The organism is Nonomuraea indica, from assembly GCF_002850745.1.
In the GTDB taxonomy this organism is placed as follows: Bacteria; Actinomycetota; Actinomycetes; order Streptosporangiales; family Streptosporangiaceae; genus Nonomuraea; species Nonomuraea indica.
Genome location: NZ_KZ559484.1, coordinates 26531 through 38778, shown reverse-complemented (window position 1 = coordinate 38778; position 12248 = coordinate 26531). Strand labels below are relative to the sequence as shown.

At 72.7% G+C, this 12248-nt stretch carries 12 protein-coding genes; 3 read left to right on the top strand and 9 right to left on the bottom strand.

All coding sequences use genetic code 11. The annotated features are described in order from the left end of the window. Nucleotides 1-54: 54 nt before the first annotated feature. Nucleotides 55-1080 (bottom strand): phosphoribosylformylglycinamidine cyclo-ligase, encoded by a 1026-nt coding sequence (purM, locus tag CXR44_RS32920; RefSeq protein WP_101790062.1) that lies wholly within the window; start codon nt 1078-1080, stop codon nt 55-57. Continuing rightward, on the bottom strand, nt 1077-2513 hold the full coding sequence (gene purF / locus CXR44_RS32915; RefSeq protein ID WP_101790061.1) for an amidophosphoribosyltransferase: 1437 nt from the start codon (nt 2511-2513) through the stop codon (nt 1077-1079). Before purF ends, purM begins: the two co-directional genes overlap by 4 nt. Before the next feature lie 193 nt (nt 2514-2706). Between purF and CXR44_RS32910 the strand changes: the two genes are divergently transcribed. Further along, entirely contained in the window at nt 2707-3630 is a 924-nt protein-coding gene (locus CXR44_RS32910; protein WP_101790060.1) for a DUF4190 domain-containing protein, read from the top strand. 19 nt (nt 3631-3649) lie between these two features. Here the strand turns inward: CXR44_RS32910 and CXR44_RS32905 are convergent, their stop codons facing one another. Beyond that, the gene (locus CXR44_RS32905; protein ID WP_101790059.1) at nt 3650-4108 is read right to left on the bottom strand and encodes a sterol carrier family protein; all 459 of its coding nucleotides are present in this window, start codon (nt 4106-4108) and stop codon (nt 3650-3652) included. A 119-nt stretch (nt 4109-4227) separates the two neighbouring features. Here CXR44_RS32905 and CXR44_RS32900 point away from each other — a divergent pair, with 119 nt between their 5' ends. Together CXR44_RS32900 and CXR44_RS32895 are read left to right on the top strand one after the other, a co-directional pair. Further along, nucleotides 4228-6318 carry a PhoX family protein gene (locus CXR44_RS32900; RefSeq protein WP_425437461.1) on the top strand — a complete coding sequence of 697 codons (2091 nt, stop codon included), beginning with the start codon at nt 4228-4230 and terminating at the stop codon, nt 6316-6318. 34 nt (nt 6319-6352) lie between these two features. Continuing rightward, the gene (locus CXR44_RS32895) at nt 6353-8230 is read left to right on the top strand and encodes an ABC transporter ATP-binding protein (protein ID WP_101790057.1); all 1878 of its coding nucleotides are present in this window, start codon (nt 6353-6355) and stop codon (nt 8228-8230) included. 84 nt (nt 8231-8314) lie between these two features. Here the strand turns inward: CXR44_RS32895 and CXR44_RS32890 are convergent, their stop codons facing one another. From CXR44_RS32890 to CXR44_RS32865, 6 genes are all read right to left on the bottom strand, one after another. Beyond that, nucleotides 8315-9370: a hypothetical protein gene (locus CXR44_RS32890; RefSeq protein ID WP_101790056.1), complete on the bottom strand. Its 1056-nt coding sequence runs from the start codon at nt 9368-9370 to the stop codon at nt 8315-8317. Then, a complete protein-coding gene (locus CXR44_RS32885; protein ID WP_180903819.1) occupies nt 9354-9662 on the bottom strand; it encodes a hypothetical protein in 309 nt (102 codons plus the stop codon). The genes CXR44_RS32890 and CXR44_RS32885 overlap by 17 nt, the downstream gene beginning before the upstream one ends. A gap of 6 nt (nt 9663-9668) precedes the next feature. Further along, on the bottom strand, nt 9669-10007 hold the full coding sequence (locus tag CXR44_RS32880; protein ID WP_101790054.1) for a hypothetical protein: 339 nt from the start codon (nt 10005-10007) through the stop codon (nt 9669-9671). Between the two features lie 218 nt (nt 10008-10225). After that, the gene (locus CXR44_RS32875) at nt 10226-10546 is read right to left on the bottom strand and encodes a type II toxin-antitoxin system PemK/MazF family toxin (RefSeq protein WP_101790053.1); all 321 of its coding nucleotides are present in this window, start codon (nt 10544-10546) and stop codon (nt 10226-10228) included. Beyond that, nucleotides 10543-10767 (bottom strand): hypothetical protein, encoded by a 225-nt coding sequence (locus CXR44_RS32870; RefSeq protein ID WP_245899709.1) that lies wholly within the window; start codon nt 10765-10767, stop codon nt 10543-10545. Before CXR44_RS32870 ends, CXR44_RS32875 begins: the two co-directional genes overlap by 4 nt. 29 nt (nt 10768-10796) lie before the next feature. Beyond that, entirely contained in the window at nt 10797-12245 is a 1449-nt protein-coding gene (locus CXR44_RS32865) for an MFS transporter (protein WP_101790051.1), read from the bottom strand. Nucleotides 12246-12248: the final 3 nt, after the last annotated feature.

The following is a 12248-nucleotide window of genomic DNA, read 5'->3' as shown; positions in this document are numbered from 1 at the left end:
CGGCGCCGGGCACGTGTGGCGTCGACCACACGGACCCGGCGCGGGACAGCGGGATCAGCGGTAGCGGGCCTCGCCCGAGCCGGGGACGATCTCGCCGAGCACCCAGGCGGGCAGCCCCCGCTCCGCGAGGAACCGCACCGCCGCGTCGGCGGCCGAGGGGGCGACGACGGCCGCCATGCCCACCCCGAGGTTGAACGTACGGTCCATGTCGCGCTGCCCGATGCGGCCGTGCCCCGCCAGCACCTCGAAGACGGCCGGCGGCGTCCACGACGACCGGTCGAGCAGGGCGTCGAGGTCGCCGGGCAGCGAGCGTGACAGGTTGCCCTCGATGCCGCCGCCGGTGATGTGCGCGTAGGCGTGCACCTCGGCCTCGCGGGCCAGGGCCAGGCAGTCGAGGGAGTAGATCCGGGTGGGCTCCAGCAGCTCCTCGCCGAGCGGCCGGTCCAGCTCGGGCAGGTCGGCGTCGAGCGACAGCCCCGCCTCGCGCAGCACGTGGCGCACCAGCGAATAGCCGTTGGAGTGCACCCCGGACGAGGCGAGCCCCAGCACCACGTCGCCGGCCCGCACGCGGGACGGCCCGAGCATGGCCGACGCCTCGACCACGCCGGTGCCCGCACCGGCCAGGTCGTACTCGTCCGGGCCCATCGCGCCCGGATGCTCGGCCGTCTCGCCGCCCACCAGCGCGGCGCCCGCCAGGCGGCAGCCCTCGGCGATGCCGCCGACGATCTCGGCGACCCGCTCGGGCACCACCTTGCCGCAGGCGATGTAGTCGGTCATGAACAGCGGCTCGGCCCCGCAGACCACCAGGTCGTCGAGGACCATGCCGACGAGGTCGATGCCGATCGTGTCGTGCTTGCCGTACTGCTGGGCGAGCATGACCTTGGTGCCGACGCCGTCGGTGGAGGTGGCCAGCAGCGGCCGCCGGTAGCGCAGCAACGCCGAGGCGTCGAACAGCCCGGCGAAGCCGCTGGCGTCGTCGACGACCTCGGGCCTGCGGGAGCGGGCCACCTTGTCCTTCATCAGCGCGACGGCGCGCTCGCCGGCCTCGATGTCGACGCCGGCGGCCTCGTAACTCGTCACGCCTTGCTCTCCAACACGTACTTGCCGACGTTGTCCTGGTCGATCGGGATGGGATAGGAGCCGTCGAAGCAGGCCATGCACAGCCGCGACGCCGGGATGGTCGTGGCCTTGGTGAGCCCTTCGAGCGAGATGTAGCCGAGGCTGTCGGCGCCCAGCGACGCGCGGATCTCCTCGACCGTGAGCGAGCCCGCGATGAGCTCGGCCCTGGTGGCGAAGTCGATGCCGTAGAAGCACGGCCAGGCGACCGGCGGGGAGGAGATGCGCACGTGCACCTCGCGTGCTCCGGCCTCGCGCAGCATCTTGACGATGGCGCGCTGGGTGTTGCCGCGCACGATCGAGTCGTCTACGACGACCAGGCGCTTGCCCTGCACGACCTCGCGCAGCGGGTTGAGCTTGAGCCGGATGCCGAGCTGGCGGATGGTCTGCGAGGGCTGGATGAACGTCCGGCCGACGTAGGAGTTCTTCACCAGGCCCTGGCCGTAGGGGATGCCGCTCTCCTCGGCGTAGCCGACGGCGGCGGGGGTGCCCGACTCGGGCGTCGGGATGACCAGGTCGGCCTCCACGGGGTGCTCGCGGGCCAGCACCCGGCCGACCTCGACACGGGTGACCTGGACGCCGCGCCCGGCGATCGTGGTGTCGGGGCGGGCGAGATAGACGTACTCGAACAGGCAGCCCTTGGGCTCGGCCAGCGCGAACCGGCGCGAGCGGACGCCGTTGGCGTCGATGGTGAGCAGCTCGCCGGGCTCGATCTCGCGGACGAACGTGGCGCCCACGATGTCGAGCGCCGCCGTCTCGGAGGCGACGACCCAGCCGCGCTCCAGCCTGCCCAGCACCAGCGGGCGGATGCCCTGCGGGTCGCGCGCCGCGTAGAGCGTCGTCTCGTCCATGAACACCAGCGAGTAGGCGCCCTTGACCTGCGGCAGCAGCTCGGCCGCCGCGTCCTCCACGGAACGGTCGCGGTCCTGGGCGAGCAGGGTGGTGAGCACCTCGGTGTCGGTGGTGGCGCGGGTCGCCCCCGGGGCCAGCCGCTCGGCCAGCTCGGGGGTGTTGATGAGGTTGCCGTTGTGGGCCAGCGCGAGGCCGCCCACCTCGGTGGAGCTCAGCGTGGGCTGAGCGTTCTCCCACACGCTGGAGCCGGTGGTGGAGTAGCGGCAGTGACCGATCGCCAGATGCCCACGCAGGGTGCCGAGCACCGACTCGTCGAAGACCTGGGCCACCAGGCCCATGTCCTTGTAGACGAGGATGCGGCTGCCCTCGCTGACCGCGATGCCCGCGGACTCCTGGCCGCGGTGCTGCAACGCGTACAGCCCGTAGTAGGTGAGTTTGGAAACTTCCTCGCCCGGAGCCCAGACGCCGAAGACGCCGCATGCGTCGCGTGGCGCTCGATCGTCGGGGTCCAGGTCATGGCCGAGCCGGCCGTCGCCCTTCAGCACGTGCTTCAGTCTAGGTCGGCCGCTCGGCTGCTCGCACACCCGGGTACGGGGTCACGTGACCTGCGCGGTCGGCCGGTTGGCCGCATGCTGCCCCAAGCATGGCCGGGCCTTTGCCGTGTCGTGCGGTTGCGCCGGAGCGTTGCGCGTAAGGGTGAGGTATCCGGCATCTGACCTCAGTCGGGGAGACGCAGACGTGACCACACCCGGGGACCCGAACCGCGCCTGGCGCGAGGACGAGTCCGACGACTACCTGGGCTCCGGCGGGCCGTCCGCTCCCGAGAGCGCCGACGCCGAGAGCACGGCCGTCTTCGAGCGTCCCGGCGGCACGCGGCCACGGGGCGTCGAGCCGGAGGAGCGGGCCGGGGAGGGGGCGCAACCGCCGCCCGCTCCGGGTGGCACGCCGCCGTACCCCGGCTGGGAGGAGACCGCCCCGCCGCAACCGGGCGGCCCCGCCTCGGCCGCGACGACGCCGTCCCGCTACGAGTCACCCGAGCAGCCCGCCGAGCAGCCGTCAGGGCAGCCGCCCGAGCGACCGTACGAGCAGCCGTCAGGGCAGCCGCCCGAGCGACCCGAGCAGCGGCACGAGCAGGGTGGGCCGGTGCCCGGCACCACGCCCTCCAGCCCGTACGGCGGCCCGCCCGGCGGCGGCCCGGGCCCCGCGCCGTACGGCCCCGGCGGCGCGCCGGGCGGCCCTTACGGCGCGACCGGCGCGACCGGCCCCTACGGCGCGACCGGTCCTTACGGGCCCGGCGGCGCGTACGGCACCGGCTACCCGCCGCCCACCCCGTACCAGCAGGCACCACCGTCCAGGCCGGGCAGCGGGCTGGCGACCGCGTCGCTGGTGCTGGGCGTGGCCAGCCCGTTCCTCGTCTTCGTCTGCTTCACCGGCCTGCTGACCGCGATCCTGTCGATCGTGTTCGGCGGCGTCGCGCTCAGCAAGGGCGTGGGCAAGGGCCGCGCCATCGCCGGCATCGTGATCAGTGTCCTGGCCCTGGCCCTGTTCGCGATCGTGGCCGTGTGGTTCTGGAGCGTGGTCCAGGAATGCTCGGGGCTGCCGCCGGAGCTGGCCGACCGGTGCTTCCGGCAGCGTTTCCCCTGGGTGCGGCCACCGACCTGACCGGGCCGGCCGATCTGACCTAACCGGGCCGGCCGGGCCGGTCGAGGGGCAGGTGGGCCGACAGATCGGCGCGGGCCCCGCTCGCCGCGACCGCTCCCTTGGCCACGGCCTCCTGCCAGGTGAGGCGGCCCACGGCCAGCTCGATCCAGGTGCGCGGGTCCGTCTCCACGACGTTCGGCGGGGTGCCGCGCGTGTGGCGCGGGCCCTCGACGGCCTGCACGGCCGCGTACGGCGGCACGCGCACCTCGACCGTCCGGCCGGGGGCGGCGGTCGTCAGCCGGTCGAGCAGGTGGCGCACGGCCTGCCGGGCGGCGTCGCGCTCGGGGGTGCGGCCCCGGTCGTAGGCGGCGAGCACGGCGGCCACGAGGGCTCCGGCCAGCGCGGTGGCGGGGCCGTCGAAGGGCGGCTCGTCCAGGGCGACGAGCTGGGCGTCCAGCGCGGTCCTCAGCTTCTCGGGGTCGGGTCTGCGTGGTGGCACCCGCCCATTGTCCCCCCGGTTCTCCTTGGGGGCGAAGGGTTCACCATGCCGGAGGCCGTTGTTCACCGAGGGTTACCGCGGTTCTCGTAGCGTCTCGGCCGAAACACCGCGCACCATCTTTGGAGTCTCCCGTGCAGAATCGGCTTCTTCCGCTGCTCACCACGCACAAGTCAGGCCGATCGGCGATGACCTGCCAGTTCCGCTGTGGCAACGCCTGCGCGCACGAGCCCGGCAACGACAGCGGCAACACCTATTTCGGCGACGTCGTCGCCCAGGCCATGTCCCGCCGCGGCGTGCTGCGCGCCGGCGCGCTGGGCGCGCTCGTGGCGGGCACCGGCGTGGCCGGAGCCGTGGGGGCGGCCCCCGCGCTGGCGGACCCGGCCGGGCCCGAGGAGGCCGCGCTGCGCGGAGGTGGCCGCTCGAACCTGCGGTTCACGCCCGTCCCGCCGAACACCGACGACGCGCTGCGGGTGCCCGGCGGCTACACCAGCTCCGTGGTGGTGCGCTGGGGCGACCCCGTGCTGCCGGACGCGCCGGAGTTCGACTTCGACAAGCAGAGCGCCGAGGCGCAGGCCAAGCAGTTCGGCTACAACTGCGACTACGTGACGCTGTTCCCGATGGGCCGTGACCGCGGCCTGCTGTGGGTGAACCACGAGTACACCACCGAGGCCCTGATGTTCCGCGGCTACCAGGGCGGCGGCACCGCGACCGAGGAGCAGATCAAGATCGCGATGGCCGCCCACGGCGGCTCGGTCGTCGAGGTGGAGCGGGTGAAGGGCACCGGCGAGTGGAAGCTGGTCACCAGCGGTCGCCGGCGCTACAACCGGCGCATCACCGTGCACACGCCGATGCGGTTCACCGGCCCGGCCGCGGGCAGCGACCTGCTGAAGACGGCCGCCGACCCGTCCGGCACCAAGCCGGTCGGCATGCTGAACAACTGCGCCGGCGGCACCACCCCGTGGGGCACGGTGCTGACGGCCGAGGAGAACTTCGACCAGTACTTCGTCAACGGCGACAAGGTGCCCGAGGCGCAGCGGCCGTACATCGCCCGCTACACCATCCCGTCCGGCACCTCGTCGAGCAGCCGCCGGTTCGACCGGGTGGAGGAGCGGTTCGACCTGGCCAAGCACCCGAACGAGGTCAACCGGTTCGGGTGGATCGTGGAGATCGACCCGTTCGACCCCGACTCGACGCCGGTGAAGCGCACGGCGCTCGGCCGGTTCAAGCACGAGGCCGCCACGACGACGGTGGCCCCTGACGGCCGCCTGGTGGTCTACATGGGCGACGACTCGCGGTTCGAGTACGTCTACAAGTTCGTCTCGAAGGACCGCTACCGGCCCGGCAACGACCGGCACAACCGCCGGCTGCTGGACGAGGGCACCCTGTACGCGGCCAGGTTCACCGGCGACAGCCCGGCGGCCGAGCTGGACGGATCGGGCAAGCTGCCCTCCGACGGGGCGTTCGACGGTTCGGGCACGTGGATCCCGCTGGTCAGCGGCGACAGGTCGTACGTCGAGGGGATGACCGCCGCCGAGGTGCTCGTCTACACCCGCGCGGCGGCGGACAGGGCCGGCCGCTCGACGGCGGACAAGATCGGCCCCACCAAGATGGACCGGCCGGAGGACGTGGAGCGCAACCCGGTCACCGGCGCCGTCTACATCGCGCTGACCAACAACTCCAACCGGACCGCCGCGCAGGTGGACGAGGCCAACCCGCGCGCCTCCAACAAGCACGGCCACGTCCTGGAGCTGGTCGAGCGGCGCGGCGACCCGACGGAGCTGACGTTCGCCTGGTCGCTGCCGCTGGTCTGCGGCGACCCGAAGGACGCCTCGACGTACTTCGCCGGCTTCGACAAGTCGAAGGTCTCGCCGATCTCCTGCCCGGACAACCTGGCCTTCGACCGTGACGGCAACCTGTGGATCTCCACGGACGGCAACGCGCTCGGCGGCAACGACGGCCTGTTCGCGATGCCCGTGCGGGGCGGGGAGCGCGGCTACCTGCGCCAGTTCCTCTCGGTGCCGGTCGGGGCCGAGACCTGCGGGCCCATGGTCACCCAGGACCAGCGCAGCGTCTTCGTCGCGGTGCAGCACCCCGGCGAGGTGGACGGCGCGAGCCCCGACAGCCCGGCGAGCCGCTGGCCCGACGGTGGCCAGCCCCGCCCGGCCGTGGCGGTCGTCTGGCACGCCGAGGGCCGCAAGATCGGCAGTTGACCTGAACCAAAGTTGAGGTTCTAGGCTCCATGCCATGAGCATGGAAGTGACCGCCTGGCACCAGCTGTACTCGTTGAACAACCAGCGCGAGCGTCGTCCTGTGTCCAGGGCGACGCTCCGCCGTGTCTGGGGTTTCGCCCGGCCGTATCGCCGCCGGATCGCGGTGTACCTGCTGCTCAGCGTGGTGATGGCGGCCCTGGCCGTGGCGCCGCCCGTGCTCGCCGGCCGGGTGCTGGACGCCATCGGCAAGGGTGAGGAGCTCGGCGTCGTCGTCGGCCTGGCCGTCCTCATCGCCGGGCTGGCCGTCGCCGAGGCAGGGCTGGGGCTGCTGGAGAGGTGGCTGTCGGCTGGACTCGGGGAGGGGCTGATCCTCGACCTGCGCACGGCGGTCTTCGACCACGTGCAGCGCATGCCGGTCGCCTTCTTCACCCGCACCCGTACGGGCGCGCTGGTCAGCCGGCTGAACAACGACGTGATCGGGGCCCAGCGGGCGTTCACCGACACCCTGTCCAGCGTGGCGGGCAACGTCGTGACCCTGGTGCTGGCGCTCACCGTGATGATCGGCATCTCGTGGCAGATCACGCTGCTGGCGCTGGTGCTGCTGCCGGTGTTCGTGCTGCCGGCGCGGCGGATGGGCGTGCGCATCGCCCGGCTGCGGCGCGAGGCCGCCGACCACAACGCGGCCATGGGCACCCAGATGACCGAGCGGTTCTCCGCGCCGGGCGCGACGCTGGTCAAGCTGTTCGGCCGCCCCGCGCACGAGTCGGCGGAGTTCGCCGCGCGGGCCCGGCGGGTGCGCGACATCGGCGTGCGCACGGCGATGTCGCAGTTCGCCTTCGTCACCGCGCTGACGCTGGTGTCGGCGCTCGCGCTCGCGCTCGTCTACGGCCTCGGCGGCTTCTACGCGCTGCGCGGCGAGCTCGAAGCCGGTTCGGTGGTTGCGCTGGCGCTGCTGCTCACCCGTCTCTACTCGCCGCTGACCGCGCTGGCCAGCGCCCGGGTGGACGTGATGAGCGCGCTGGTCAGCTTCGAGCGGGTCTTCGAGGTCCTCGACCTCAAGCCGCTCATCCAGGACAGGCCGGACGCGGTACGGGTGCCGGAGGGGCCGGTCGGGGTCGAGTTCGACGACGTGCGCTTCGCCTACCCCTCGGCCGACAAGGTGTCGCTGGCCTCGCTGGAGGAGGTGGCCGCCCTCGACACCCGGGGCGGCGAGGAGGTGCTGCACGGCGTGTCCTTCCGGGCCGAACCGGGGCAGATGGTCGCGCTGGTCGGCTCCTCCGGAGCGGGCAAGTCCACGATCGCGCAGCTCCTGCCCCGCCTGTACGACGTGGACTCGGGGGCCGTACGGATCGGCGGGGTGGACGTGCGCGACCTGAGCGCCGACTCCATCCGCTCGACGCTCGGCATGGTCACCCAGGACGGGCACCTCTTCCACGAGACGATACGGGCCAACCTGCTGTTCGCCCGGCCGGAGGCGAGCGAGGACGAGGTGTGGGACGCGCTGCGCAGGGCCCGCCTCGCCACGCTGATCGAGTCGCTGCCCGACGGCCTGGACACGGTGGTCGGGGAGCGCGGCTACCGGCTGTCCGGCGGCGAGCGGCAGCGGCTCACCATCGCCCGCCTGCTGCTGGCCAGGCCCCAGGTGGTCATCCTGGACGAGGCCACGGCCGCGCTCGACTCCACCTCCGAGGCGGCCGTGCAGGAGGCGCTGGGCGAGGCGTTGGCGGGCCGCACCGCCGTGGTGATCGCGCACCGGCTGTCCACCATCCGGGCCGCCGACCTCATCCTGGTCATCGAGGACGGCCGCGTGGTGGAGCGCGGCACGCACGCCGAACTGCTCGCCGCGGGTGGCCGCTACGAGGAGCTCTACACCACCCAGTTCGCCGAGCCGGCGGTCGTCCCCGCCGCCTGAGCCGCGGGCCGGTCGGCGGCGCGGGGAGCGCGCAGGGCGTCCAGGCCTACCGGGACGGCGGCCGCCTCCGGGCGGCCGTCCTGGTCACGCCCGCGACCAGAGGGCCCAGATGTCGTCGGCGTCCCGCCGGGCGGTCAGGGCCATGTCGTCGAGCTGCGCATGGCGGGCCTTCAGCGCGCTCACCACGTTCTGGACCTCCTGCAACTCGGGCGGCACCCCGCCCGAGCCCCTGACCGCGTGTTGCCCTTCGGCCAGGCGCAGCCCGGCGTCGTCCAGGTGTCTCGACACATGCCCTCGAAGCTGGGCACGGACATTCCGCAGGCGGACTTCCGCATTCTGCACTCGCCACTGGATCGAAATGCCGTCAGAGCCTTCGAGATTCTGCTTGAACCGCAGGCGGGTGGCCGCATCGACGCGCCCGGCGGAAACCGCCTCCACATGGCGGGTGAGGGTGTCCTTGACCTCCGCCAGGGACCTTTGCGCCGAGCGGAGCTGCGTCTCGGCGCGGTCCAGGCCGGCTCTTGCCTGGCCGGCCGAGATCCTGGCGTGTGCCACCTTGGTGCGCACGGCCGGGAGGGCGTCGGCCAGCGCGCGTCCCCGCGTCGTGATCACCTTCTGCTCGCCCTGCAGCGTCTGCCCGGCACGTGCCTTGGCCGACTGCCCGCGTACCAGGTCGGCCAGGCGGGTGAAGATCCGGCCGACCGCGTGCATGGCGGTACGGATCCACTGCTGCACCCGCTGCGCGAACGGCCGCAGCCGCGCCAGCAGGAACAGCCGGCCCTGCGGGGTGAGCGCGGCGAGTCCCGCCAATCCGGCCAGGCCGGTCAGCACGCCGCCCGCCCATTTGATCGTGGTCACCGCCACCTGCGCGACACTTGCCGCCACCGACACCTGGTGGGCATGAGCGTTGGCCCGCGGCAGCACGCCGTCCTTGCCCAGCACGTGCTGATCCAGCGCGTCGCTGGCCGCGCCCGCGTTCGCCCCGCCGAGCCGGTGCGCGCGGACGCCGTCCTCGCCGATCGCCGCCTGCGAGGTCGCCACCGACTCCAGCACACCGGCGTGGCGTTCCAGCTCGCCGGTGCGCGACGGCTGAGGCACGCCCAGGACGCCGAAACCGATCGACTCAAGCCCGGCGGTCATGGTTGATGATCACCTCGTTGGCGGTCTCGGCCTGCGCGTTGCGGGCCGCCATCAGCGCCTGCCCGTCACCCAGGGTGTCCCAGTCGGCCAGCAACTCCTCCGTGCCGCCGGTCAGCGCCAGGAGAAAGTCCTGGTAGGGGCGGGAGAACTCGGGATACGGCAGCGGTGCGGGGCCGCCCAACTGCGCGCGCAGACCCTCGTGGAAGCCCGACTGCTCGTCCGTCAGCGTGTGGAACGCCCGGCCGGACGCCATGCGACCGGCCGTGTCCCACACGACCCCCTCATCGGTCACGAAACATCACCGTTCCTCGATGCGGCGCAGCGCTTCGTCCAGACTCGCCGTCAACCGGGCGAAGTCGCGGGCCGCCTGGTTCTCCATGTCGTCGAGCCGGCGCGTGAACTCCTCCACGTCCAGGCTCTGCTCTTCGGCCGGCGGCTCGATGCGGCTCAGCCTGTCCTGTTGCGCCGCCCGCACCGCCGAGAGAACATGATCGGCCAGGTCATCGGAGCCGAAGCGCATCGCGCGGGCGTTCAGCCGGAGCTCGGCCAGGAGGCCGTCCTCGCCGACCACGGCGCGTACCAGCCCTCCGGCGGCCTCTCCCGAACCGGTAGGCGGTTCGTCCTCGTCTGGCGCCATGGGCAGTACTCCTATTCCGGCGGTGCCGTCTGCCGAATAAGATCATCAATGTACACCGCCCACCCCCCGCCCCCGGAACCGCCTCTTCCGTTCCGAAACGCCCCTGCGGTGACGAGGGCGCCCCGCCCCGCAGCCACCCACCCGACTCGTGACGACGGCCCACTCCCTGCACCCGGTCAGCCGCTACCGCGACGTCGAGTCCCGCCTCGCTGGCGCCTTCAGATGAGGCCCAGCTTCAGCATCAATGCCCGATCGAGATCAGCGGCCTCGTGCGCTTCGAGCGCGCCCTTGAAGTCGCCGAGCCGTGAGGGGGACACGGAGTAGATCTGGTCGGTGAGGATGCGCGACTTCGTGCCGTCGAGTTCGAAGTCGGGCCGGTAGACGGCCGCCCCGGCGCTCGTGGAGGTGAGAGCCACTGTCACCGAACTCGTGGCGAACCGGTCGGACTGGATGATCACGGCGTATCGTCGGCCTTGCTGCTCATGGTCCCGACTGCCCGGCAGTGCCTTGATCTCGTAGATCGCACCCCGGGATATCACTCCGCGACACCCATGAACCGCTGAATCGCCAGCATCTCGGCCTGGTCGTCGGGGTCGTTCCGCAAACGTTCGGCGTCGGCTGCGGCCTGCTCGAGCAGCATTTCCTTGTACGTGCGCAGCAAGGCGTAGCGGACGGCCTCGGAACGGCTTCGCGTGTCTCCCGCCAAGGCGCGCAGGGCGGTCTCCATCGCCTCATCGGTACGAACGTTCAGAGTCCCCATGCACCGAATGTAACACGTTTTGTGATACGTCAGCGGCGGTTCGGCCGGGCCAGGGCGGCGAGGGCGGCGCCGGTGAGGGCCACCGCGCACAGCACCGCGTACGTCCGGCGGAAGCCGTCCATGAGCTGCTCCACGGCCACCGGCGACAGCGTGGACAGCGTGCCGGCGTACACCTGGGCGCCCAGCTCCGGCCCGACCGAGCCCGCCAGCAGGCTCAGCGACACGCCGACGCTGAGCACGACGCCCACGTTCATCACCATCAGCCGGAACCCGTTCACCACTCCCAGCCCTCCGGCAGGCAGCCCCTGCATGACCTGCGTGGTGTTGCCGGTGAGGAACGCGCCGCTGCCGCAGCCGGCCACGAACAGCCCCACGCCCACCACCCAGTACGGCGTGCCGGCCCCGGTGGCCAGCACCAGCACGCCCAGCCCGGCCGTGCTCAGCAGCGAGCCGCCCACCGACAGCGCGTACGCGGGAACCCGCCGCCCCAGCGCCCCCGCCACCGGCGAGGCCACGGCCATGCCCACCGGCACCGGCAGCACGCTGAGCCCGGCCGTGAAGGCGTCCACGCCCCGCGCCGCCTGGAAGTACAGCGCGACGACCAGGATGAGCGACGCCCGCGCCAGCGCGTTGCAGAACGAGGCCAGGTTGGCGAAGGCCAGCATCCGCCCGCCGAACAGCCGCCCGTCCAGCACCGGATGGGTGGCCCGCCGCTCCACCAGCACCACCAGCGGCACCAGCACCGCGAACACCGCCGCACCGGCCACCGCCACCGGGCTGGACGGCCCGCGCGCGCCCGCCTCGGACAGCGCCAGCAGCAGCGCCGACAACGCCGCGAACACCAGCGCGTTGCCCAGCGCGTCCACCGGCTGCTTCGGCCCGCGTGGCACCCCGCGCAGCGTCACCGCCCCCCACACCAGCGCCAGCACCCCGGCGGGCACGTTCACCCAGAAGATCCACTGCCAGCCGGCCGTCTCGGCGATCAGGCCGCCCAACGTGGGCCCGGCGAGCTGCGCCACGGACAGCGTGCCGATGTAGACGCCCATCCCCTGGCTGAGCCGCTCGGGCGGGAACGCGTCGGTGATGATCACGGTGCCGTTGGCCAGGATCATCGCCGCCCCGGCCGCCTGCACGACCCGCATCGCCACGAGGAACCACACGTCCGGCGACAGCCCGGCCAGCAACGACGCCACGGTGAACAGCGCGAAACCGGCGAGGTAGACCTCCCGCCGCCCGACCAGGTCGGCGACGCGGCCGAAGAACACCAGGCTCGCGGTGTTCACCAGCAGGAACGACAGCAGGATCCAGCCCGACTCGAACGGGCCGGCCGAGAAGTGGCGCACGACCGAGGGCAGCGCCACGTTGAGCGTGCTGCCCGCGACCCCGATGAGGACCAGCCCCAGACTGGTCACCGAGCACACCCGCCAGGCGTAGCGCAGCCGGGCCCGGCGCGCGGCCTCGTCCTCGCGGCCGGTCACGAC